The sequence below is a fragment of the Peribacillus sp. NPDC006672 genome, assembly GCF_050274955.1.
Lineage (GTDB): Bacteria > Bacillota > Bacilli > Bacillales > DSM-1321 > Peribacillus.
The window spans coordinates 572,145-597,513 of sequence record NZ_JBNNOR010000001.1 but is presented as its reverse complement, the minus strand read 5'-3'; the positions used below and the strand labels follow the sequence as shown (position 1 = coordinate 597,513).

The following is a 25,369-nucleotide window of genomic DNA, read 5'->3' as shown; positions in this document are numbered from 1 at the left end:
CTTACTTTTGTGCATACACATGATTCATTGCACTTTCAGCCTTCGGATATGGAGCATTTTCAGCATAATCAGTAGCTTCGTTGACTATCTTCATGACTTCATCATTCATTTGTTTCTCAAGATCATCATCCATGATTCCCACTTCTTTTAAATACGCTCCAAATGTCTTTATGGAATCCTTGGTCTTAGCTTCGGCCACTTCATCCGCTGTCCGGTAGCTTCTGTCATCATCATCACTTGAATGTGGAGTGAGCCTATATGAAACGGTTTCTACAAGGGATGGCCCCTCTCCCCTTCGTGCACGGTCAGCCGCTTCTTTCACTGCAGCATACACTTCCAATGGATCATTGCCATCCACCGTTATTCCGGGCATCCCATAGCCAATCGCCCTATCGGAAACATTTTCACATGAAAGCTGTTTCGAAATAGGAACGGAAATCGCATATTTATTATTTTCACACATGAAAATGACCGGTAGCTTATGCACACCTGCAAAGTTGGCCCCTTCATGAAAATCGCCCTGATTTGATGAACCTTCTCCAAACGTTACGAATGTTACTAAATCCTTACCTTCCATCTTCCCGGCAAGGGCAATTCCAACTGCATGCGGGACCTGTGTCGTTACAGGTGACGAACCGGTGACGATCCTATTTTCCTTTTGACCAAAATGGCCAGGCATTTGACGTCCCCCGGAATTGGGATCTTCCTCTTTCGCAAAACCTGAAAGCATCAAGTCTTTTGCGGTCATTCCGAAGGTAAGAACCACACCAACATCCCGATAATAAGGCAGTACATAATCCTTTTGCCTATCCAGCGCAAAAGCTGCCCCAACCTGTGCAGCTTCTTGCCCCTGGCAGGAAATTACGAAGGGAATTTTCCCGGACCGGTTTAAAAGCCACATACGCTCATCAACCCTGCGGGACAAAAGCATTGTCCTGTACATATCTAAAACCGTTTCCTCATTTAAGCCTAATTGTTCATGACGTTTTTCTACCATCATAAAACCTCCTGACCTTATTCTTTATGAATGAATGGCAAGTCCATCGACAGCAAGCGCCGCCTCGCCGATTGCTTCAGAAAGACTTGGATGTGGATGAATTGTCTTGGCTACCTCCCAAGGTGTCGCATCAAGCACTTTTGCAAGTCCAGCTTCTGAAATCATATCCGTAACATGTGGTCCGATCATATGAACACCAAGTATATCATCCGTTTTCTTATCTGCAATGATTTTGACAAAACCATCCGCTTCCCCGTATACAAGGGCCTTACCAACTGCGCGGAATGGGAATTTCCCAATTTTAAGTTCATAGCCTTCCTTGTTTGCCTGCTCTTCCGTCAAACCGACGCTTGCAGCTTCAGGGCTAGAATACACACATTTTGAAATTAGCGAATAATCCAACCGTTCTGGTTTTTGGCCCGCCATATGCTCAACGGCTGTAATACCTTCATGGGAGGCAACATGAGCCAATTGAAGACCTCCGATACAATCACCAATCGCATAGATATGTGTTTCCTTCGTTTGGAAGAATTCATTGGTTTCAATAAAGCCTTTTTCTTTCACAATTTCCGTATTTTCAAGGCCGATCCCTTCAACATTTGCTGATCTGCCCACGGAAACCAGCATTTTTTCAGCAGTGAATTCCTCTACCGATCCATTTACTTCAGCAGAAATAGTTACTGAAACATCCGTTTTCAAGGTTTCAGGCAATACCTTGGCACCTGTAACGAATTTGACGCCTTTTTTAGTTAGGAGACGAAGCATCTCACTAGAAATATCATGGTCTTCAGTCGGGATGATTCTATCTGCATATTCCAGTACTGTTACTTCAACTCCAAAATCATTCAGCATCGAGGCCCATTCAATTCCGATAACTCCCCCGCCTACAATAATCAATGATTTTGGCAAACTCTCAAGCTTTAGGGCTTCATCCGATGTTAGCACCAATTCCCCATCAATTGGCAAACCTGGCAGTGTCCTTGGACACGAACCGGTAGCTATGATGATATTCTGAGGAATGAGCATTTCATTTTCACTGCCATTATTCATTTCCACGGAAATTGTCCCAGGCATCGGTGAAAATATAGATGGACCAAGTATACGTCCTAATCCTTCATAAACCGTTATCTTCCCTTGTTTCATCAAGTGCTGAACACCTTTATAGAGTTGATCAACCACTTTATTCTTTCTTTCCTGCACCTTAAGGAAATCCAACTTTACATCCCCGGTAATAATACCGAATTCCTCGCTTTTCACTGCAGTCTGATAAACTTCTGCACTTCTTAAAAGTGCTTTTGAAGGGATACAGCCTTTATGTAGACACGTTCCGCCGAGCTTGCCTTTTTCCACGACAGCCGTTTTCAATCCTAACTGAGCAGCCCTTATTGCTGCCACATACCCGCCTGTTCCTCCTCCGAGGATAACGAGGTCAAATTCTTCAGCCAAAACCACTCCTCCTCACAATTACACGATTGTCACCTTTTTTACTTGCCCTATGTTTATTACGTTATCCATGTTGAAAATTCCTGTGTTTATTTTAAAAAAACACAGGAACCTATATCTTGTATAACTACATTCATTTTCTTCCATTCAAGATATGCTTTTCATTTTGTAAAAATTGACTCCTTGAATTCCTCATACGAGCAATGCGCTCCTCTGCCATCCTGTCCGCTGCTTTATAAGTTGGAATTTGATCACGTTTTGCAATCTCCATGACTCGTTCAATGGTATCATAAACCGTTTCCACTTTCTTCAGCGCTCTTTCCCGATTATACCCTAATAGCTCATCAGCCACGTTTATGACTCCACCTGCATTAATTACATAATCAGGAGCATAAATTATACCTTTTTCATGAATTTGATCGCCATGAACAGGTTCCTTCAATTGATTATTGGCTGCACCTGCAATGACTTTCGCCTTGATTTTATTGATTGTTTGATCATTTATGACAGCCCCTAATGCACAAGGAGCATAGATATCACATTCAACCCCATAAATTTCATCAGGATCCACTGCTGTCGCCCCAAAGGATTCAACTGCACGGGCCACGCTTTCTTTATTGATATCTGTAACGATCAGTTTAGCGCCCTCCTCATGAAGGTGACGGCATAAGTTATAAGCTACATTCCCGACGCCTTGAACTGCAATTACCTTGCCTTCTAAAGAATCATTGCCGAATGCTTCTTTTGCAGCAGCTTTCATACCGCGGTACACCCCATAAGCAGTTACAGGGGAAGGGTTACCTGAAGAACCGAATGCAGGGGAAATCCCAGTGACAAAATCCGTTTCCTCGTGGATAAGATCCATGTCTTCAACCGTCGTCCCTACATCTTCAGCTGTTATATAACGCCCATTCAGCCCTTGGATATACCTTCCGAATGCACGGAACATTTCTTCATTTTTATCCTTGCGCGGATCGCCGATGATGACGGTTTTTCCGCCGCCTAAATTCAAGCCGGCTGCTGCATTCTTATATGTCATTCCTTTCGAAAGCCTTAAAGCGTCTTCTATGGCGTCTTCTTCAGAAGCATACGTCCACATCCTTGTGCCACCAAGTGCAGGTCCCAATGTCGTATCATGAATGGCAATAATCGCTTTCAAACCCGATTGTTTATCCTGACAGAATAGCAGTTGTTCGTAATCATACTTCTCAAGATATTTAAAAATTTCCATAAAGGAATCCTCCCTAGATGTTTTAATTCGTTCGTGTCAGATATGAGGACGCTAAATTACTCCTCATTCTTACTGGTTACTACGTTCATTTTAAATAAAATCCGTTAATCACATGATATTTTCCCCATTTGGAATGGTTCCCTTGAAAAATCCATGCACCTTTAAATATGCAAATAACATGCCAATAAATTGAAAAGCGAGATCCTTTTTAACCAAAAAAAGGAGATGTTGGTTAATAAGTTGGACAACTATAGCCTATAACAAATTTTAAAATATTTCATGTTAGAAGTGGACTCTCACTTAAATTAAAATAAATCAGAAAATTCCGCGCAACTTTTTTCATAGTGTGCAAAATTTAGCATGCAAATATTTTCACAGTTCGAATTTTTCCATTTTATAATACAGATTTCTAACTGATATCCCCAGCGCTTTTGCCGTAAGTGTTTTATTTCCATTGTGTGTATAGATCGCTTGCTGAATAATTTCGGCTTCATACTGATCTATTATCTCCGCGAGCGGCTTACCCGATACGTAGTCAGATGAAGGCTTCATTAATAATTTATCCTGTTTTAATGGAACCTCTTCGATAAAATCCGGAATATGCTGTATATCAATGATCGTCTCGTTCAATTTCATGAAAATGATCGCCCGTCCTAAAATATTCTCCAGTTCCCTCACATTCCCCGGCCAGTTATAGATTTGCATCTTATGTATAGCATCTGCAGTGATTCCCTCTATGCTCCGTCCATACTCCTGATTGATTTTATGAATTAAATGCTCCGCCAATTCTTTCAAATCTTCTTTTCGCTTTCGTAAAGGAGCAATGAAAATGGGCATGCGGTTCAGCCTGAAATATAAGTCTTCCCTGAATGATCCGCTTGATATTGCCTGTTCAAGGTTGATATTCGTAGCTGCTATGACACGGACATTGATGGGAATCGGCTTTGTTCCCCCCACTCGGATGATTTCCCGTTCTTGTAAAACCCGTAGTAATTTTGCTTGAATGTTGGCTGGCAATTCACCAATTTCGTCCAAAAAGATACTCCCTTGATTTGCCTCTTCAAAAAAACCGACCTTTCCGCCTCTGCTTGCCCCTGTAAAGGCTCCCTCATCATAACCAAACAGTTCACTTTCAAGTAATGATTCGGAGATGGCCGCGCAATTTACACGTACGAATTTATTGAATTTCCTATCGCTTGCATTATGGATGGCGTGTGCAAACAATTCTTTTCCTGTCCCTGATTCCCCTCTCAATAAGACAGTAGCAGGTGTCCTTGCCGATAATTTCGCCTGTTCAATCGGAAGCTTCATCTCTTCGGAAGCTCCTATTATATCATCAAAGGAATATTTAGCCTGCAATGTCCGGATAATTTGTCTTGCCCGATTCAATTCGTGAGTCAACGCTTGAATTTCAGATACATCATGAATGACGCCAACACTCCCTTTCAAGCACCCATCCACAATGATTGGAGCTACATTCACAATCACTTCCTTATGTTTTGGGCCGACACGCATATTGACACCCCGAACAGGCTTTTTTGTCTGAAGCACTTTCATATGCATACTATCACCTTCGTAAATATCGATGGAAGCTGGCTTACCAATCACTTGGTTCTTTGTTAAGCCAGTGATTCTTGAATATGCCGGATTGATCAATAGTCCCCTCCCTTGATCATCCACAACCGATATGGCTTCATCACTGGATTGAATGATTGCCTGGAGCATCGTCTGTATCTCTTTTAAATCCGTGATCTGCTCCGCCAATTGCACAGCTTCCGTTTTATTCCTAAACACGGAAAAAGCCCCTATGATTTCCTGATCGGCATTCACCAGAGGAATCCTTGTCGTTATGAGCTCCATCCCATTAGTAAGGGCGATTTCCTGATTTACTTCTTTTTTATTCATTTCCATCACTCGAAGTAATCCAGTTGAAGGGAAGAGATCTTTGATATGTCTGCCAATCACGTCCTCGCGCTTTGTGTTAGATGCTCGTTCCGCACTATCATTGAACATGATGATGAATCCCTCCTGATCAATCACCACCATCCCTTCGCTGGTCGTATTCAAGATCAAATCCATTTTTGCCGAGGCATTCTCCAATTTATTAATTAACCGATTTTTCTCTTCAAACAGCTTAGTCATAATGAGGGCGACACTTCCAGGAATGAGTATAGTTTGATCATCCATATCCCTTTTTATCTTTTTATAGACGGACGGATCTCCAGTCGTATCAAAAATGATGTCCAAATCCCCATCCAATCCCTTGTTCCAATTAGTCACTGTAGGAATCCTTCGTTCTTTTGCAGCAAGCATCCCTTCAGCGGATTCATTTGTATCAGCCATACAAACAATTGAGAATACTTCGCTTTCCGAAAGGAGTTTCAACACGGTTGTCCCTCCCACTCCTCCCCCTACTATCATGACTTTTTGCATGAGCCATCCCCCCTCAAGAATAATTACCCATTTATTAAATCTATCTCTGCAATTTTTTTCATACTCTACACCTCATTTTACCATATTGGAATCCTTTAAAAAAAGCCACCAGCTTCCAGTCATTTTCTAGATTCCCGAAACTTGACAAATATTTTATATCTATTATCATTTTTAAAAGATGGAATTTTCGGAAGGGATTTGACAGCATGAAACGTTTAATCGCTTTTTTGATTCTTTTTATACCCGGGGCCTTCGCTGCCTATGGCATAAAAATAATGAGGGACATGGTGTTCGGTATTTTACAGCCTCCCTATCCAGTCCTTTGGCTGCAATTTTTAATCGGACTGCTTTTAGCGATTGCCGGGATAGCCTTTATCGCAGGCTTCGTCCTTCATCGAGATCGAAAACAAAATAAGGTCCAAAGCAGGTTCAATAAATTTTAAACACAAAAAAGAAGGTGCCATGTAATTATGGCACCTTCTTTCTTTATCTCGATTTAAGTCCTTCTCTGGCCCGTACGGCTGCCTCAGGAAAATCGGTTATGATGGCACTGCACCCCAATTTGAATAATCTTTTCATCTCGGCTTCCTTATTGATGGTATATGGCCGTACAGCGACACCCATGCTCATCGATGCTTGAATAACAAAATCAGGGGCAGCCCGGATATTTGGATGGATTGCGCTCCCGCCTATTGCCTTGGCATATATCCACGGCATATACAGACCATCCCTATAAAGCGGGGCCGTTTCCAGTTCTGGTGCCAATTGATGACATTTAACCAAACTATAATGATTGAAAGATGAAAGGATAATCCTTTCCTCTATTTCGTAGGCACGGATGAGCCCTATGACTTTCTCTTCTAAGCCTGGATACAGAAAAAGCGTGTTTTTCAATTCAATATTGCAATAAAGCTGATTATCGTTAAGCCATATAAATAGTTCTTCAAGCGTCGGAATGTTTTCTTTACCCAATTTCCCCTTAAAGTTTGGGGATGCATTAAGTGTTTTCAACTCCATCAAGGTCCGGTCTTTTACATACCCTGAGGCATTCGTGGTCCGATCGAGCTTTTCATCGTGAATGATGACCACTTCTCCATCTTTCGAGAGCTGGACATCCGTTTCGATTCCGTCCGCCCCTACACGTGCAGCTTCTTTGAACGCAGCCATCGTATTTTCCGGATGTGTTCCTGCCGAGCCTCGATGTGCAAAGATTAAGGTCATGATGAAATCTGCCACCTCTCCCAAAAGTCGTTATTTCCCCATTTTATGAACAGACACAGCAAATTATTTTCATCTTGATCAATCATTTATCGGAAACTATTTAAAATGCAGGTGATTATTTTCTGCATAGAAGGTTCCTTTCGTCAAACAACTCAATTTCTTTTCCAAACTTTTGATTTGCAAGCAGGTATCCGGAAAGGCCATTTGACCAATCGTAATTTCACCTTCCCCTTTTGATTCAAGCATATCCATGATTGACTTCCGTTTCTCATCCAATTGATATATTTGTGCCATCAACCTCTCCAATCGATTTTCTGTTTGTTCATATTGAAAATTTTGCGCCACATTAATTTGACCCTGAAACATATCATACAATTCAAGCTTTTCCTTTATTGATTCGAGTTCCATTATTTTTGATTTATATAAAAGTAAAGTATCATTCAATTCTTTTTTTAAAAGATTACGGTCAAAACCCTTCACATTAATTATCGTTTTCCGTTCCATACGATTCCCGATCACAGCCGCTCTAACTTTTCCATCCGCCTCAATAACGCCGCCGATTAATTTTCCCTTCTTTTCATCCGTGAAGATATTCTTGGCTTTCAGGAAGCTCCCCAGCGAATATGATCCTATATGTATATTCCCCCCTGCCGTTAAGTGGCATTCGTTGGCATGTTTCACAAAGATGTTCCTTGATGCCGATATCTTGGACACACCCTTACCAAATACGCCCCCTTTAATGAATACGTCACCCTCTTTTGACTTGATTTCCTTCACATTACTCACACCAAACTCACTTAAAATGGAAATATCCTTCGTAGCCGTCACGGAAAAATGATCGATGACCGTCCCGTTAACGGTCACACTTCCTTCAAATTCGATATTCCCTGTATTATTACCTACATCACCGTCAATCAATAGGTGGTCACCTATCGCAATCTTCCCTTCTCTAAATTCCACCACACCATCGATCAATGCCCTTAGAATGATCTTTCCGTCTTCCTCGATAGCGGCTACAGTTTTTTGATCATATAGGAGTTTCTTATCCTTTCCTTTTCTGGGCAAGGCAATTTCCCCGGTAACTAGCCTCCCCATCTCCCCAGATGAAGGCGGTTTCTTTTCCCCCAGCCAATCCCCCCTTTTCACTTTATCAAGAAAACCCATATCATAATAATCAGCTTTTCCATCTTCGCGTACCGCTGGTTTTCTGTCCGAGCGCTTGAAATAGGTAACCACTGCATCATTGCCATGGACTGGTTCTTTTCCTTTCGCAATGACTGTATGATCTTTGATTCTCAGTTCATTTTGCAATACATTCAATAAAATCCCTTCGGAAATATTTTCACTTTGAAGGTTCTCTAAAATATTATCCATAATTACTGATTGGTTCTCTTTCAGATAGTTTTCTGAACAATTGAGTTTTACACTTGCGGTCATTTTATCAGCAGCTATGTCCAACTCCGCAATCGGTTTCAGTCTTCCTACTTTAACTCTTTCCCCGCTTGCCTCTGAAAGTGCATCCTTCAAATCCTTGACGTTCTCCAGCATGATCTGCGGAAAATCCAACAGGATAGGATTCAATTGAAGAATGGAATAGCCTTTTTGAAAAACGGTGATAAAAACCATTTCAGTATCCGTTTCTAATATAAAATGCTCGTTCTTTTCATAAATCATCTAATTCCCTTCCTTCATATAGATATATATACCTATAATTATAAGCTAAAAATTAAGAAAAATGACCTATGTAGCTAAACTTAAAAAAATTAATGATTCATATAATGAAAATCCTGCTTTTTCATCCAAACAAAAACGCCTTTTATTTATTGGATTCTTCCTGCAAAATCCAATAAATAAAAGGCGTTTAATTTTTTTAATCGGCAGCGTAAAAAATTGAAGTTGCCGATTATAAAAAATCACAAAGCAACTTCTTCCTGTCCCCATACCACCAGACGGAGAGTTCTTATTTATATTTAGCGGCTCTAGCCTTTATATGGTCAATTGTTACCCTGAATCTTAACAACCGTTTCCCCTACCCCTGTCAAGATGCTTTATGCTCGAGACGGAGCTTATCGGCCACCATAGCAATGAATTCGGAATTTGTAGGTTTTGCCTTAGTCATGCTGACGGTATAACCGAAAAGGGATGAAATCGATTCTATATTGCCACGGCTCCAGGCCACTTCAATCGCATGTCGGATTGCACGTTCTACACGGCTTGCTGTAGTATTGTACTTTTTTGCAATATCCGGATATAAAACTTTGGTGATCGATCCCAATAGTTCAATATCATTATATACCATGGATATGGCTTCCCTTAAATACAAATAGCCCTTAATATGTGCAGGCACGCCAATTTCGTGAATGATGCTTGTGATGCTGGCATCGAGGTTTTTAGGCTTGGGTTCATTTTGAGGACGATAGCTAAACTGACTATGATTTTTTAAAACCGCCTGCCCTTTACCGCTTACCTGACGAATATGATTAGCTAGATTTTCCATATCAAAAGGTTTCAGGATAAAGTAAGACGCGCCCAAATCAACTGCTTTTTTTGTGACATCTTCTTGACCAAAGGCAGTAAGCATAATTACATTAGGCATAGCACCTCGTTTTAATTCACGAAGTTTTTCAAGTACACCTAACCCATCTAAATGAGGCATGATAATATCGAGGATCAATATATCCGGATCAACGCTTTCAAGCATACCCAGGCAATCTTGACCGTTATGTGCCACCCCAATTACTTCCATGTCTTCCTGTGCAGAAATGTATTCTTCCAGAAGGCCAACAAGTTCTCTATTATCATCTACAACGCACACCTTAATTTTTTTCACGCTTGATTTCCTCCTCAACTACAATTGGTCTTTTTTTCTATATGACTAAATTCTATTGTAATTGAACTTTTCGACAATGGAAACTAAATTCCTTTTATTTTTGAAAAAATATAAGGAATTCAATATTATTCTCCGGATATCTCTTGTTTTCGACTTCGTTTGCTATTCGAATGAACCGATTGTCGAAAAATCTTCATTTCGTTTTCATTTTATCACATCGTTTTAAAAAAACATCTATTTTTTGAAGAAATCATATTTAATTCCTACCCATGACCTTTGTTTTTCATAAAAAAAGGGCATCCAAAGGATACCCGGTTTCATTAGCTTGCCTTTTCATAATTATCTTTGTCGTATATATTTATACCGGCTTCGTTTAACATCCATTCGATATGGACTCCATACCCACTTGTAGGATCATTAACAAATACATGGGTAACTGCACCGATTAATTTCCCATTTTGTATGATGGGACTTCCGCTCATTCCCTGAACGATCCCACCCGTTTTTTGAAGCAATTCTTTATCCGTCACTTTTAAGACCATCCCTTTAATCGCTGGAAACTTCTGTGGTATGGAACTGACGATTTCCACATCGAATTCCTCTACTTTGGAACCATCCACAACAGTCAGGATTTTTGCTGGTCCTTCCTTTACCTCATGGGAAAGGGTTATGGGGAGCGCCTTGTCATTAATCCCATTTTTAAAATCTTGATTTAATTTCCCAAAAATCCCAAAGGGACTATTGCGATTGATATTCCCGATTTTTTCTTTATTAGAAGAAAAGCGTGCCAATTTTTCTCCCGGATCACCATTGCTTCCCTTTTCGATGGACGTGACAGTCGATTGAACGATCTGTCCGTCTTTTACAACAATCGGCTTTTTTGTATCCATATCGGAAATGACATGTCCCAATGCGCCATATTTTTTCGAGTTCGGGTGATAAAACGTCATCGTTCCGATGCCAGCTGCTGAATCACGGATATACAAACCCAATTTGTAAGTTCCTTCATTCTTATCTTTCAATGGTAAAAGGGTACTATGAAGCACTTCATTCTCACGGTTGATGACCAAATTCAACGCCTCACCCTTTTCACCTGCCTGTTGAACAAAAGGGGTTACATCCCCCATCTTCTTTATCGTCTGACCATTGATTTCTGTAATAATATCACCTATTTCAATTTTCGCTTTTTCTCCTGGTGATTTTTTCCCCTGCGCAGTATCAATAAGATGATGACCTACTACGAGCACCCCGAGGGTATTAAGCTTCACTCCAATGGATTGGCCTCCAGGCATGACTTTAAAGTCTTTTATCACTCTAATGTCGACCTTTTTGGCAGGCAAGCCTGCTACATCCAGTAACACTTCATTCGTCCCTGGTTTCTCAGCACCAAGCGTAATTGAAGCTTGCTCATCATGAAGCGAAATCCCATCACTGGATCCCGAAGCTTTTGCAGAAACAGGCAATGATTTGGAAATACTATATTGACTTCCTTCAAATAGTACAAGATGATTTGGAATTAAAAAATATTCACGAGATGGCTGGTATAACCCTAATGTTAATAGCGAAACAAGGAGAATTCCACCGATGATCCTGTTTATCCATACAAATTTCAATCCATTCACTCTCCTCGCTCTCTGAAACTTTATGGCTACACCTTTAATTTAGCCCTCAGGACAGTCATTTATAACAGGTGCACAAAATAAAAGCTATCCGTTTTTGGATAGCTTTACAATGAATGCTTATGATAAGTTTAAATAACCTTCTTACAGGCCCATCAAGATGTAATCTTCAGCCTTTTGGCCAGCTGGATTAATTCATTGGCATGCTGCTTCGTCAAATCCGTAATCTCGACTCCTGAAATCATCCTGCCGATTTCTTTTATTTTTTCAGCTTCGATTAGAGGCTTTACCGAAGTATTCGTGCGTCCAGCCCTTACATTTTTCGCTATGAAAAGGTGAGTATCCGCCATAGCTGCCACTTGTGGTAAATGGGATATGCACAGCACTTGAGACCCCGTTGCCACTTTATAGATTTTTTCAGCAATGGATTGTGCAACCCTTCCGCTCACACCTGTGTCCACTTCATCAAATATAATCGACGTAATGCCTTGGTGCTTGGAAAAAATGCTTTTCAAAGCCAGCATGATTCTCGACAGCTCTCCGCCCGATGCAATTTTAGAAAGGGGTTTTAACGGTTCCCCCGGATTGGTGGAAATATAAAATTCCATCGAATCCAGCCCCGATTGATTAATGCCCCTATCTGATAGCTCATCGAAAGTATAAGCCGTTTGAAGGAAATGGGGTTCGAAAATTGTCTTTTCCATGTATAAATCCTTTAATTCCTGATGGATCTTTTTGGTTAACTGCTGAGCGAATGTCTGACGAAGATCAGACAAATTCTTCGCTTCAACAATTAAATCGGCCTTTATCGATTTCATTTCCTTTTCAAGCTTTGCTATGTGTGTTTCCCTATTTAGCAGTTTTTCGACTTCTTCTTCTATGCCGGCACCATATTCCAGGATCTCCACGATGGACCGCCCGTATTTACGTTTTAATTGATTTATTTCATTAAGGCGACTTTCAATGAATTCAACACGTTCTGTATCATAATCCAAAGAGTCTAATTGATCTCGGATGTTCGATACTGCCTCTTCAAGAAGGAAGTAACTATTTGAAACGGTCTCGGAGCTGTTTTTTAAACCTTCATCAAGCCCTGCCGCCTCTTCCAGGTTATTCATGGCTACGGAAAGCCAATCTATTGCATGCTGTTCACCATTTAAAGCATTATAACTCGTTTGCAGCGCTTCATGGATTTTTTCGAAATTATTAATTTTCTTCCGCTCTTCCATTAATTCTTCATCTTCACGAAGTTTCAAATCAGCTTTTTGGATTTCATCGAATTGAAATTGGATCAAGTCAAGGCGATGGACCATTTGCTGTTCATTTTGACTCAAACTATTTAATTGTTTAGAAGCGGTTTCATAACGTTTATATAGCTTTTGGTATTCCGTGAGTGCCGATGCGATTTTTTCTCCACCGAATTGATCCAGCAGAGGAAGGTGGAGCCGTTCATCCATTAATTCCTGATGTTCATGCTGACCATGAATATCTATTAATGTCCGTCCTATCTCGCGTAAAATGGCAATCGTTACAAGTTTTCCATTTACCCTGCAAACGCTTTTACCGCTCTGTGAAATATCCCTTCGAAGGATGGCCATACCGTCATTCATATCCAGGCCAAACTCTTCTGCCTTGGCAAAGACCGGGTGTTTCTCATCTTCGATTTGAAATAATCCTTCTATTTCGGCCTTCGACTCACCATGCCGTATGAACTCTGCAGAACCACGTCCCCCTACCAAAAGGTGAACGGCATCTATAATAATTGATTTCCCTGCCCCTGTTTCTCCGGTCAAGACAGTCAAGCCTTTCTCAAAAGAAACGGACAGGCTGTCTATGATAGCAAAATTCCTAATCGATAGTTCTGTTAACAAACTAGGTCACCTCACAAAATTATTAGAGCATGTCCAAGAATTTGCCGGAAATGATCTTTGCATCTTCCTCAGAACGGCAGATAATTAAACAAGTATCATCGCCGCCGATCGTCCCGAGTATTTCTTGCCAATTTAAATTATCAATCAATGCACAGATTGCCTGGGCATTACCCGGGAGCATCTTCATTACCAGTAAATTATTGGCTGCGTCAATGCGTACAAATGCATCAACCAGGATTCTCTTTAATTTTTGAAGTGGATTGAAACGTTGATCGGCTGGCAGGCTATATTTATACCTTCCATCCGATAAAGGGACCTTAACAAGGTGAAGCTCTTTAATATCCCTTGAAACAGTGGCTTGAGTTACATTGTATCCAGCTAATTTCAGCTCTTCAACTAGCTCATCCTGGGTTTCTATATCATTATTCGTAATAATGTCCCTTATTTTTATATGTCGTTGTCCTTTATTCATAAGTAGAAGCACCTCTTCTCAACTGTTGCTCATTTAATGGAGTATCACTTTTATATCATACTTAAGCAACCTGCCCAAAATGGATTGCTTCAAGTATCATCCGTACGTGCAAATAGACCGCTTTCTGAAGTGGCTAATATTAATGTTATCGGATTTTTATGCAATTGTACAACTTTTTCTCTAAAATGCATAACAACTCTATTTTTTGTTCCTACCTATTTTATGTATTCGCCCTTAAATGATTCAAGTGTATTACAGGACCATTTAAAGTTAAAAAGCTCCTTTTAGCCAACCATTCAGCCAAAGGAGCCATACAAAAGTTCTAGCTATTCTTTTTTAAATTGGGCATGGGCTTCCCCAACGATGTCATCAACCGTTTTCGAAAGCAATATTGCACCATCATCTTTTGGCCCTTGCCAGTATAAATGAAGTAAAAATTCAATATTTCCATCACCGCCGGTAATCGGTGAGAAGGAGGCATCCTTAATATCGTAGCCTTCCTTTTTCGCAAAAGAAATGATTTTATCCAACACTTGTTTATGGATTTTGGGATCACGAACAATCCCCTTTTTACCCACTTGATCCTTCCCAGCTTCGAATTGCGGTTTAACTAAAGCAACGACGTCGCTATTCGGAACGAGGAGTGTCTTTAGCACCGGTAAAATTAACGTTAGCGAGATGAATGAAACATCAATGCTTGCAAAGTTCGGCATCTCCCCATCGAGATCCGCGGGTGTAACATAACGGAAGTTCGTCCGTTCCATTACTTTTACCCGTTCATCCTGCCTAAGCTTCCACGCAAGTTGATTATAGCCTACATCAAGTGCATAAGACATTGTGGCACCATTTTGCAGGGCACAATCGGTGAACCCTCCAGTTGATGATCCGATATCAAGCAGGATCTTTCCGTTCACTTGTAAATCGAAGTCCTTTAAGGCCTTCTCAAGCTTAAGTCCGCCTCTTGAAACGTAAGGCATAACTTTTCCTTTGATCGTAAATTCAAGATCGACCGGCACTTTTTCACCCGGTTTTTCGTACCTCTCTTCATTTGCGTAGACAAGACCAGCCATAACCATACGCTTCGCTTTTTCACGCGTATCGGCCAAGCCTTGTTCTACAAGTAATACATCTACTCTTTCTTTCATCACTTTCATATTTTCAGGCCCTTTTTTCTTTTTTGGGTGTTATCATTTTAATCTTTTTGATCGCTGTTTCTGTCGTTAAACCGATTTCTTCAAGAAGTTCATCGACACTGCCATGTTCAATGAAATAATCAGGTATTCCCATTCGATCTATAATTGCCCCATAAAAACCTTGATCATGAGCATATTCAAGTACAGAACTACCAAAACCACCTTGTAGAACCGCTTCTTCTATAGTCAAGATAGGCATTTTTTCACCAAGGAGACTGCTTAGCATGTTCTCATCCAAAGGCTTAATGAACCGGGCATTGATCACCTTAACTGAATAATCCTCTTTCTCAAGCAGTTCTGCAGCTTCAAGAGCCATGGGGATGGTTGTACCGAACGTTAAGATGGCAGCATCGGTTCCTTCTTTAAGAACTTCCCACGATCCGATTGGAATCTGCTTTAAGTCAGTATCCATTTCAACTCCCGAACCATTTCCACGAGGGAAACGCATAGCGATCGGACCATCATTATAGCTTAAGGCCGTATTGACCATATGCTGGCCTTCGTTTTCATCTTTCGGCATCATCAACACCATATTAGGAATGTGGCGTAAGAAAGCAATATCGAATACCCCTTGATGCGTTTCACCATCGGAACCAACCAATCCGGCACGGTCGATCCCTATGAATACGTTTAGATTCTGTCGGCAGATATCATGGACCACCTGATCATAAGCCCTTTGCAGGAAGGTTGAATAAATAGCCAGGAATGGTTTCATTTTTTGCGTTGCCAATCCAGCTGCAAAAGTTGCTGCATGCTGCTCGGCGATCCCTACATCATAGAAACGCTCTGGGAACTCTTGAGAAAACCCCACCAATTTCGAACCTACAGGCATTGCAGGTGTAATCGCGACAATCCGTTCATCTTCACGGGCGAGCCTGCTGACCGTATCACTTACGAGGGCACTCCAAGCAGGAGCTTTACTAGGGGATTTCACGAAATCGCCCGTCTCGATCTTGTATGGGCCTGTCCCATGCCAATTTCCAGTTGTATCCAACTCGGCAGGTGAATAACCCTTGCCTTTTTTTGTGATGACATGCAGCAGTACGGGTCCCTTCGTTTTCTTGGCATATCTTAAATTCTCCAGCAATTCCTCATAATTATGACCATCAACTGGTCCAAGGTATGTGAAACCGAGTTCTTCAAAAAAGATTCCTGAGACCAATAAGTACTTCATGCTATCCTTCAAGCGTTCAGCGGTAGCCGCTAGTTTACCACCGACTGCAGGAATTTTTTTCAAAAGCAATTCCAATTCATCTTTTGCCCAGTTATATTTACCTGCTGTCCGCAATCTTCCCAATATCGTGTGTAAAGCTCCTACGTTAGGGGCTATCGACATTTCATTATCATTCAGGATAACGATCATGTCCTTTTTTTCATCACCGATATGATTCAACGCTTCTAGCGCCATTCCGCCTGTTAGGGCCCCGTCCCCGATGACAGGTAAAATAAAACTTTTTTCACCTTTAATATCACGGGCAGCCGCCATTCCCATTGCAGCTGAAAGAGAAGTCGAACTGTGACCGGTTTCCCAAACATCATGGGGGCTTTCAATCATTTTAGGAAAGCCGCAAAGACCTTTATATTTCTTTAAGGTATTAAACTCTCCTGCTCTGCCAGTCAGGATTTTATGGACATAGGATTGGTGTCCGACATCCCATAAAATTTTATCGTTCGGACTGTCGAATTCTTTATGCAAGGCTATAGTCAACTCGACTACACCTAAATTGGGACCAATATGCCCACCGGTCACCGATAATTTTTCCACAAGGAACTTACGTATTTCCACACTTAACTCGACTAGTTCTTCATTATTCATATTCTTCAAAAAAGAAGGGTCTTTTATAGATAGAAGATCCAAACAGGACCACTCACTTTCTGTCATTTTCGGTCGTAAGCAAAAACAAAGCCTCATAAAAGAGGTCTATATGGAAGACTTGACCGAAAAATTGGTTTTAAGTTAAAAAATAGCCGCCAACACCCAGGTGATTTCGGCGGCTTAATATACCTATTTTATCACGTATCTCAATTAAAAAATTCATTTGGGTTTTCACATATTTTTGCACAATGAGTATACCATAAAACCTCAATTGATAACAAATTTAGCCACAATCAATGGTTACGGTTCGCGATTAAATCAGTTAGCTCATTCAACAAACCCGTTTGTAAGGTTGTTTTTCCTAAAGCGGCATGAGCAAGTTCAATATGATGTTCCAACTTTTCCTTTGCCCCTTGAAGAGTAAGTAAAGAAGGGTATGTGCTTTTGTGGTTTCCCTCATCACTGCCAACTGGCTTGCCGATCAACTCGACTGATCCTTCAATATCCAGAATATCATCCCGAATCTGAAAAGCAAGCCCCAGGTGGTATGCAAAGTCACGTAAATGCAGTCGCTGTTCTTCATTCGCTCCGGCCAATATAGCTCCGGAAAGGATGCTAGCAGTCAATAACTTCCCTGTTTTATGTTCATGGATATACTCCAATTCCTGGAGGGTCAACTGTTTATTTTCACCTTCCATATCGGCAACTTGACCTCCAACCATCCCTTCGGCTCCGGCAGACTTAGCAATTTCACATACAAGGTTCAGCTTCATTTCAGCCGTCACCTCGGGATCAATCATTTCCGTCACCAATTGAAAACTATATGTAAGGAGGGCATCACCTGCCAGTACTGCTAGCGCCTCACCGAATACTTTATGGTTCGTCGGTTTTCCCCGGCGGAGATCATCATCATCCATCGCTGGGAGATCATCATGGATCAACGAATATGTATGTATCATTTCAATGGCAGCAGCTGCAGGTATCCCCATCCTCAAGTTTTTCCCAAAGGCCTCCAGAACTGCAAAGACCAATAATGGGCGAATCCGTTTACCGCCTGCCTCCAATGAATAGATCATGGCTTCTTTGACCACAGCCGGAGCTTCAAGCTTATTGACATATTCAACGATTTCTCGTTCTATAATCGCCTTATATTCTTTAGAAAACATATCAAAGGACGCTGTACCCATGTTATTCTTCCTCCTGAACAGCGAAGTTTTCAAGTTCCCCATCTTCGCGTAAAATTTGAGTCAATTGATCTTCAACTGCCTTAAGCTTAGAGTGACAAAGCCTGGATAAATCCATTCCTTGTTTATATATGGAGATGGCTTCTTCTAAGGGCACATCGCCCTCTTCCAACTGTTCCACAATTTTCTCGAGATTCTCCATTGCTTCTTCAAATGTAGCTTCCTGTTTTTTTGTCATGGTTCCATTCGCTCCTTTATTTCTTTAATTTCACATTCAAGGGTTCCATCTTTTATGGAAACGGCTATTCTATCCCCTTTGGTTACTTGCTGTGTACTTTTCACTAATGTCTCATCCTCAGCAAAAACCAATCCATAGCCCCGTTCCATGATTTTTAATGGGCTGAGGGCAGACAACGTGGCTGTAATATGAACGAACTGCTGTGATTTTTGCCGATAGATGGCTTCCATCGCCCTCCGTAATACTTTTGCATGCTGCCGCAATTCATCTTTGGATTTCTTCACCGCTTGTTCAGGATGCTGCTTTTTCAGAATATCGTTGATCTGATTAAGCTCATCTCTCTTTTTCATGAAATAACGCGTGCTGGACCTCCCTAGCCTGTCCATCGTCTTATCTAGCTGTTCAAGCTTCTGTTCATACATTTTATGTGGATAGCGAAAAGCATAAGACCTCTCCATCCTGGTCAATCGGGTGCGTTCAAAATTCACCGTTTCACGAATGGAGCGGGTCAAGCGATTCTTACGGTTCATCAGACGTTCGTGTATTTCATTCAGATGGGGAACTGCTAACTCTGCTGCACCAGTCGGTGTAGGAGCCCGCATATCGGCGACAAAATCAGCAATTGTAAAATCGGTTTCGTGACCGACAGCAGAAATAATCGGTATATCAGAATCATAGATCGATTCAGCCACTATCTCCTCGTTAAAGGCCCATAGCTCCTCGATCGACCCGCCTCCCCTTCCGACAATGAGCACATCGCTTTCCGCCCTTGCATTAGCCATGGAAATTGCCTTGGCAATCGATTTAGCGGCATTATTCCCTTGCACAAGTGCAGGGTAAACGATAATTCTGGCAATTGGATATCTCCGCTTGATCGTTGTCAGAATATCTCTTAGTGCGGCTCCGGTCGGTGAAGTTATAACTCCCACAGACTTGGGGTACTGTGGAATCGGTTTCTTATGTTCGGCCAAAAACAAACCTGCCGCCTCCAGCTTTTTCTTCAGCTGTTCATAAGCAAGATACAAATCCCCCACACCATCAGGTGCCATGCTTTTCACATATAGCTGATACTGTCCGCCCGCTTCATATAATGATATATCGCCCTTAACAAGTACCTTCATTCCATTTTCAGGGAGGAATTTCATCCCTTTGTTATTGGCGGCAAACATAACGGATAAGAGTCGGGCCTTCTCGTCCTTTAGAGTAAAATACATATGTCCGCTAGTATGTTGTTTAAAATTCGAAATTTCGCCTTTTATGTATACATTTTGCAAATGGGGATCGGCATCGAACTTCCTTTTGATATATTTCGTTAAAGCCGATACACTCAAATATTGTTGGTTGCTCATATAATGTCTCCTTCCGATGGAATCGGATTTAAAGAAAGTCATCTATAGGTTACACTTAAAACTTGATTAAATCTATGAATGGAAAAAAGCGGTCTCCCGTTATTATAAAACAAGAGGTCCGCTTCTTTAAAATAATTTAACGCTTTTTTCAGCTTTTCAATGCTTGCTTGTTCTGTTCAAGTGCTTTTTGAGCAGATTTGACCGTATTCTTCATAAGCATCGTAATCGTCATGGGACCAACGCCTTTAGGAACAGGCGTAATGAATGAAGCCTTACTTTTTACTTCATCAAACGCCACATCACCGCAAAGCTTCCCTTCTTCATTCCTGTTCATTCCAACGTCAATGACGACTGCACCTTCTTTAATATGTTCACTCGTGATCGTGTCCCTCTTGCCGACAGCAGCCACAACGACATCAGCTTGCTTGGTATAATACGCAAGATCCTTTGTCTTTGAATGACAGTAAGTAACGGTTGCATTCGCATTTAAAAACATTTGTCCGGCTGGTTTTCCGACGATATTACTTCTCCCTACGATGACAACATGCTTACCTTCAAGGTCATAATCGATATACTCAAGCATCACCATGACCCCGTATGGAGTACAAGGTAAAAAGGCATCCTGCCCGGTCATCATCCGCCCAATATTAATCGGATGGAATCCATCTACATCCTTCTCGGGGGAAATCGCTTCAATGATCGCTTTTTCCTGAATATGTCCAGGCAACGGAAGCTGCACCAATATACCGTGAATGCTGTCATCCTGATTTAATTCATCAATGCTCTGAATTAATTCCTCCTGAGATAGTTCCGCTGGCTTTTTAATTAATACAGAATGCATGCCCAAATCTTCACAGGCCTTTTGCTTATTGCGTACATAGGTTTGTGAAGCTTGATTGTCGCCCACAAGGATTACAGCCAAACCCGGAACGATATTTTTTTCACGTAACTGCTGCACTTCCTTGCTCAATTCCTGCCTAACTGACTCTGCAATTTCTTTACCATTAATGATTTGAGCTGACATATATATTCCTCCCAAAATAATTTACTAAAGAAATTGCTGAGAAAATCCTCGTTCAAAGCTGCAGCTTAGCTGCCGCTTTTCACCTTTACTTTGGATAAAACGGCATTTACAAAGCTGCTTGATTGATCATCACCGAATTTCTTAGCAATTTCAATAGCTTCATTCATTGCAACACTTACAGGAACATCTTCACTGTGAACCATTTCATAAACCGCGATCCGCAGTAAATTCCGATCAATGTTCGCCAGTCTTTCCAACGTCCAGTTCTCTAAATTGTCCCTGATCATTGCATCAAGTTGTTCACGATTTTCCGTTATTCCCATTACTAATTTCTTGAAGTATTCATCAGTAGGAGCACCATCCAGTACGCTTTCCATTGCTTCTTCTGCATTCGACTTGGCAATATCTATCTGATATAGTGCTTGAAGGGATTTTTCACGGGCTACTCTTCTTTTCATAATCTTACTCCTTTAACATCTACTATTATATATGAAAATGCTAGAACAAACGAACATTAAATAACATTTTTTCAAAAATATTAAGATTTTCGCTATTTTTTTATAATTCAAGCTAATCTTCACTAAAATTAAGGCCAAAAGACTCAAACACCTTGATTCAAGACAACATCTCAAGATCCATTTCCAGTTAAATGGCCAACAAAGTCCCATACTTTTTTAAAGTGTCAAAAAGCTCATGCCTAGCTTTCATGCTCATATTTCACCTTTTACACTCTAACAGAAATCACCCTTGAATTAAAGGGAAACTTCCAGACACCGCCTTATTATGTTCATTTAAATTTAATATTATAAGCAGGCTCCAAAAACGGGATATCATGGAGTATACATTCAAAAAAACAAAAACCCGGCTTTTTGCCGGGTTTTTGCAGGTGTGAATCGAATGAAGCCACTTACACTTCTTGTTCGTGATCCGCTTCTTGTTTAGCATTTTCAAACGCAATGCCTACTACATGAATGTTCACTTCGCCCGCGTCGATAGCGGTCATATTCAACAAAGCTTCACGAATGTTATCTTGCACTTCCTGAGCAACTTTCGGAATTGAAACACCAAATTTCATGACACAATAAAGTTCGACTTTGATGGATTCTCCCGTTAGGTCCACTTTAACACCTTTACCGTGATTCTTTTTACCAAGCTTTTCAACAACACCTGTAGCGAAATTCCCACGCATATGTGCAACACCTTCAACTTCCGATGCAGCGATACCCGCAATTACCTCTATCACCTCAGGCGCAATCTCCACTTTACCAAGCCCACTATTATAATCATTCATTTCGAGTAATTGGCCTTCCATTTCACTCATTCAAAAGCACCTCCTGTCTTCCTTTACATTATGAGTTCATTACATCATATATTTCAAGGAATTTGGTATTAAATTCTCCGGAAACAAATTGTTCATGCTGAAGTAACTTAATATGGAAAGGAATTGTCGTATTGATTCCCTCAATGACAAACTCGCCTAAAGCGCGTTTCATCTTCTCAATCGCCTCGTCCCTCGTCGGTGCATGGACAATCAATTTAGCGATCATGGAATCGTAATACGGCGGTATCGAGTACCCAGGGTATGCCGCAGAATCCACACGCACTCCGTAGCCGCCTGGGGGTAAATACATATGAATTTTACCTGCGGAAGGCATAAAATTCTTTTCTGGATTTTCTGCATTGATCCGGCATTCGATAGACCATCCGTTAAAAGTCACATCTTCTTGTGAAAGTGAAAGTTTGTCACCTGAAGCAACTTTGATCTGTTCTTTAATCAAATCCACGCCCGTTACCATTTCTGTAACTGGGTGCTCAACCTGGATACGTGTATTCATTTCCATAAAGTAGTATCTTCTATTCACATAGTCATAAATAAATTCAACTGTGCCTGCACCTGAATAGTTAACGGCAAGAGCAGCCGTAACTGCAGCCTGCCCCATTTCCGCCCGTGTTTCACCATCAAGGGCTGGAGATGGAGTTTCTTCAACAAGTTTTTGCAAACGGCGCTGAACCGTACAATCACGCTCGCCTAAATGTATGGCGTTGCCATGGTTATCTGCCATGACCTGAATTTCAACGTGACGGAAGTCCTCAATGAACTTTTCAATATATACACCTGGATTCCCAAATGCCGTCGCGGCTTCCTGTTGCGTGATGCTTATGCCTTTAATGAGATCCTCTTCGGTCCTTGCGACGCGGATACCTTTACCGCCACCGCCGGCAGTAGCTTTGATGATGACTGGATAGCCCATTTCGTTAGCTAGGGCTACACCCTCATCCGTATCTTTAATTATGCCTTTAGAACCGGGAACGATCGGTACACCAGCTTTGCGCATGGTTTCCCTTGCTACGTCCTTTGTTCCCATTTTATTGATGGCTTCTGGGCTAGGACCGATGAAAATGATATTACATTCACGGCATAGCTCAGCAAAGTCAGCATTTTCAGCAAGGAATCCATATCCAGGGTGAATCGCATCGGATCCCGTTTTCTTGGCTGTACTGATTATGTTCGTAGTATTTAAATAACTGTCTTTTGATAATTTAGGACCGATGCAATATGCTTCATCAGCAATTTGAACATGTAATGCTTCTTTATCCGCTTCTGAATAGACCGCTACAGTCTCGATTCCTAATTCTTTGCATGCCCGGATGATTCGGACTGCAATTTCCCCACGATTGGCAATCAATACCTTTTTAATCATTTAGAAACAGCTCCTCATTCCGGTTTTACTAAAAATAATGGTTGGCCATATTCTACAAGTTGACCTTCTTTTACAAGGACTTCAACGATTTCACCGGTTACTTCGGCCTCGATTTCATTGAAAAGTTTCATAGCTTCCACGATGCAGACAATAGAATCCCCTGTTACCTTATCACCTGCTTTTACGTATGCAGGAGAATCCGGTGCAGGAGATTGGTAGAATGTCCCTACCATCGGAGAAGTGATTTTATGTAAATTTTCCTGTTCGGTGACGGCAGCAGCCGGTTTTGCAGGTTCAACAGCTTTTGGCACTACAGGGGCAGGGGCCGCTGCGGGCTTGACCTCTACAGCTGCATTGGCTTGAACAACTTCTGGAGCAGCTGCTGGTTGTAATACTGTACCCGTTTCAGTTTTTTTCAATTTAATTTTCGTTCCTTCATTTTCAAAAACGAATTCACTGATATTTGATTGATCGACTAGCTTAATTATTTCACGAATTTCTTGCACTTTCATTTTGTGGCACCCCTTGTCTAATTTAATATGAGTTTGTGAGGCAATAATATTTTATGTAACCTTTTACCCTTAGCTTATCCTACCTTGTCCATATATGCACAAAGTAGTCGCTTCCCCATGCGAAAGCGAATAAACCTGAATACACGCCTCATCTGTATTATAACAGATATTTAACTTTCTCAAAATATTGTTTCCTTTAGAAAATTGAAAAGTTTATGACCAGCTTCTAACATCATACAATATTAGCTTATACAAATTCAATGATAGATTAGTTGCAGCTTGATATCCATACTTCTATATTACACCTTTATTATAATATTGTGAATAATTTTAAACTGAATCCCCTCAGCGTTTTCAGTTGAATTTTGCCAATCACCCTTGAAAAACCAGCAATAAATTCCAGTATAATTACTTTTCTAGAATATTACGGAGAATTATAATCACCATTTCTATTTGAGTTCTTGATATAAATAGACATAAAAAAACTTTTCCTCTAAAGTTTCCCGTTTGTATAATCACGAAAAAAAGCTTAATAAAAAAAGTCACCCTTTTTTTATTAAGGGGGACTTTCACATTTTCATGATTATGAACTGTTGTGTATCAGCTCTTTCATCTGTATGTGAGATTACTTTTCCGGTTGGAAGTCGACCACTACATTTTGTGCATCGCTCACTTCTTTCCTTACGAGGCGGATAATGTTATTGGCCTCTGTTTTCGTCTGTTTATCGGCCTTGACACTCACCTTTACATCCGTTCCATCCACACGGACAAGCGCGGCATTGTAATCCATGGCCACTATTAAGTTTTCGATGATATTTTCTTTTACTTTCGTTTCACTTAATTGTTCGATTTTCGCATAGGCCTCGTCTCTTTCTTCAGCAGAAAGCTCTGTGTTGCCCATCTTTGCAGTCAATTCTTCATTCAGCTTCGCCCGTTCATCTTCAATCTGCATCCTTAACGATTCAAACTCATCCCCTGATGCAATGGTTACAGAAGAACCTTCTGTATTTTTGGCACTTTCTTTTTTACTTTTATTTTCCCCTTTTGTACCTGCTTTGCTTTCTGTTTTACTTTCTGTTTTACTTTCTGTTTTATTTTCTGCCTTTTCCATTTGTTCTGTTGCCGTCATATCGGCGGCATTTTCTTCAGGAGCTGTTAAATAATAGACTGAAAGTACAACTACAAGACTTAGCATAGTCAATAACCAAACGGTTTGTTTTTTTAATAACATGTA

At 40.9% G+C, this 25,369-nt stretch carries 22 protein-coding genes; 1 reads left to right on the top strand and 21 read right to left on the bottom strand.

Annotated elements, in window-relative coordinates:
* Window position 1: 1 nt before the first annotated feature.
* The 4 genes from ACQKKK_RS02995 to ACQKKK_RS02980 all read right to left on the bottom strand — a co-directional run bounded on the left by ACQKKK_RS02995 (window position 2) and on the right by ACQKKK_RS02980 (window position 6,104).
* The gene (locus ACQKKK_RS02995) at window positions 2-997 is read right to left on the bottom strand and encodes a thiamine pyrophosphate-dependent dehydrogenase E1 component subunit alpha (RefSeq protein ID WP_427614064.1); all 996 of its coding nucleotides are present in this window, start codon (window positions 995-997) and stop codon (window positions 2-4) included.
* Window positions 998-1,021: 24 nt separating this feature from the next.
* Window positions 1,022-2,443 (bottom strand): dihydrolipoyl dehydrogenase, encoded by a 1,422-nt coding sequence (lpdA, locus tag ACQKKK_RS02990; RefSeq protein ID WP_427613938.1) that lies wholly within the window; start codon window positions 2,441-2,443, stop codon window positions 1,022-1,024.
* Window positions 2,444-2,573: 130 nt separating this feature from the next.
* Window positions 2,574-3,671, bottom strand: coding sequence for a branched-chain amino acid dehydrogenase (gene bcd, locus ACQKKK_RS02985; RefSeq protein ID WP_427613936.1), 1,098 nt, complete (start codon window positions 3,669-3,671; stop codon window positions 2,574-2,576).
* Window positions 3,672-4,043: 372 nt separating this feature from the next.
* The gene (locus ACQKKK_RS02980) at window positions 4,044-6,104 is read right to left on the bottom strand and encodes a sigma 54-interacting transcriptional regulator (RefSeq protein WP_427613934.1); all 2,061 of its coding nucleotides are present in this window, start codon (window positions 6,102-6,104) and stop codon (window positions 4,044-4,046) included.
* Window positions 6,105-6,310: 206 nt separating this feature from the next.
* Here ACQKKK_RS02980 and ACQKKK_RS02975 point away from each other — a divergent pair, with 206 nt between their 5' ends.
* Window positions 6,311-6,547: a DUF2627 domain-containing protein gene (locus ACQKKK_RS02975; RefSeq protein WP_061463986.1), complete on the top strand. Its 237-nt coding sequence runs from the start codon at window positions 6,311-6,313 to the stop codon at window positions 6,545-6,547.
* Between the two features lie 43 nt (window positions 6,548-6,590).
* Here ACQKKK_RS02975 and ACQKKK_RS02970 read toward each other — a convergent pair whose 3' ends face one another.
* From ACQKKK_RS02970 to ACQKKK_RS02890, 17 genes are all read right to left on the bottom strand, one after another.
* Window positions 6,591-7,325, bottom strand: a complete 735-nt coding sequence (locus tag ACQKKK_RS02970) for a glycerophosphodiester phosphodiesterase (RefSeq protein ID WP_427613932.1) — start codon at window positions 7,323-7,325, stop codon at window positions 6,591-6,593.
* A 96-nt stretch (window positions 7,326-7,421) separates the two neighbouring features.
* Entirely contained in the window at window positions 7,422-8,999 is a 1,578-nt protein-coding gene (locus ACQKKK_RS02965; protein WP_427613930.1) for a DUF342 domain-containing protein, read from the bottom strand.
* Between the two features lie 364 nt (window positions 9,000-9,363).
* Window positions 9,364-10,155, bottom strand: a complete 792-nt coding sequence (gene spo0A, locus ACQKKK_RS02960; RefSeq protein WP_061463989.1) for a sporulation transcription factor Spo0A — start codon at window positions 10,153-10,155, stop codon at window positions 9,364-9,366.
* 320 nt (window positions 10,156-10,475) lie between these two features.
* Window positions 10,476-11,768, bottom strand: a complete 1,293-nt coding sequence (gene spoIVB / locus ACQKKK_RS02955; RefSeq protein WP_427613929.1) for a SpoIVB peptidase — start codon at window positions 11,766-11,768, stop codon at window positions 10,476-10,478.
* A 161-nt stretch (window positions 11,769-11,929) separates the two neighbouring features.
* A complete protein-coding gene (gene recN / locus ACQKKK_RS02950) occupies window positions 11,930-13,645 on the bottom strand; it encodes a DNA repair protein RecN (protein ID WP_427613928.1) in 1,716 nt (571 codons plus the stop codon).
* 22 nt (window positions 13,646-13,667) lie between these two features.
* Window positions 13,668-14,117 carry a transcriptional regulator AhrC/ArgR gene (gene ahrC / locus ACQKKK_RS02945; protein ID WP_427613927.1) on the bottom strand — a complete coding sequence of 150 codons (450 nt, stop codon included), beginning with the start codon at window positions 14,115-14,117 and terminating at the stop codon, window positions 13,668-13,670.
* 326 nt (window positions 14,118-14,443) lie between these two features.
* Window positions 14,444-15,271 (bottom strand): TlyA family RNA methyltransferase, encoded by an 828-nt coding sequence (locus ACQKKK_RS02940; RefSeq protein WP_427613925.1) that lies wholly within the window; start codon window positions 15,269-15,271, stop codon window positions 14,444-14,446.
* Window positions 15,272-15,275: 4 nt separating this feature from the next.
* On the bottom strand, window positions 15,276-17,168 hold the full coding sequence (dxs, locus tag ACQKKK_RS02935) for a 1-deoxy-D-xylulose-5-phosphate synthase (protein ID WP_427613924.1): 1,893 nt from the start codon (window positions 17,166-17,168) through the stop codon (window positions 15,276-15,278).
* A 251-nt stretch (window positions 17,169-17,419) separates the two neighbouring features.
* Window positions 17,420-18,313: a polyprenyl synthetase family protein gene (locus ACQKKK_RS02930; RefSeq protein WP_427613923.1), complete on the bottom strand. Its 894-nt coding sequence runs from the start codon at window positions 18,311-18,313 to the stop codon at window positions 17,420-17,422.
* 1 nt (window position 18,314) lies between these two features.
* Window positions 18,315-18,548 (bottom strand): exodeoxyribonuclease VII small subunit, encoded by a 234-nt coding sequence (locus ACQKKK_RS02925; protein WP_034308286.1) that lies wholly within the window; start codon window positions 18,546-18,548, stop codon window positions 18,315-18,317.
* On the bottom strand, window positions 18,545-19,897 hold the full coding sequence (gene xseA / locus ACQKKK_RS02920) for an exodeoxyribonuclease VII large subunit (protein WP_427613922.1): 1,353 nt from the start codon (window positions 19,895-19,897) through the stop codon (window positions 18,545-18,547). Before xseA ends, ACQKKK_RS02925 begins: the two co-directional genes overlap by 4 nt.
* A gap of 148 nt (window positions 19,898-20,045) precedes the next feature.
* Window positions 20,046-20,921 carry a bifunctional methylenetetrahydrofolate dehydrogenase/methenyltetrahydrofolate cyclohydrolase FolD gene (gene folD / locus ACQKKK_RS02915; RefSeq protein WP_427613921.1) on the bottom strand — a complete coding sequence of 292 codons (876 nt, stop codon included), beginning with the start codon at window positions 20,919-20,921 and terminating at the stop codon, window positions 20,046-20,048.
* 65 nt (window positions 20,922-20,986) lie between these two features.
* Window positions 20,987-21,379 carry a transcription antitermination factor NusB gene (gene nusB, locus ACQKKK_RS02910; protein ID WP_427613920.1) on the bottom strand — a complete coding sequence of 131 codons (393 nt, stop codon included), beginning with the start codon at window positions 21,377-21,379 and terminating at the stop codon, window positions 20,987-20,989.
* Between the two features lie 449 nt (window positions 21,380-21,828).
* On the bottom strand, window positions 21,829-22,233 hold the full coding sequence (locus ACQKKK_RS02905; protein ID WP_427614063.1) for an Asp23/Gls24 family envelope stress response protein: 405 nt from the start codon (window positions 22,231-22,233) through the stop codon (window positions 21,829-21,831).
* 37 nt (window positions 22,234-22,270) lie between these two features.
* The gene (gene accC / locus ACQKKK_RS02900) at window positions 22,271-23,623 is read right to left on the bottom strand and encodes an acetyl-CoA carboxylase biotin carboxylase subunit (protein WP_427613918.1); all 1,353 of its coding nucleotides are present in this window, start codon (window positions 23,621-23,623) and stop codon (window positions 22,271-22,273) included.
* Between the two features lie 14 nt (window positions 23,624-23,637).
* A complete protein-coding gene (accB, locus tag ACQKKK_RS02895) occupies window positions 23,638-24,135 on the bottom strand; it encodes an acetyl-CoA carboxylase biotin carboxyl carrier protein (RefSeq protein ID WP_427613917.1) in 498 nt (165 codons plus the stop codon).
* 625 nt (window positions 24,136-24,760) lie between these two features.
* Window positions 24,761-25,366: a SpoIIIAH-like family protein gene (locus tag ACQKKK_RS02890; RefSeq protein WP_427613915.1), complete on the bottom strand. Its 606-nt coding sequence runs from the start codon at window positions 25,364-25,366 to the stop codon at window positions 24,761-24,763.
* Window positions 25,367-25,369 lie beyond the last annotated feature (3 nt).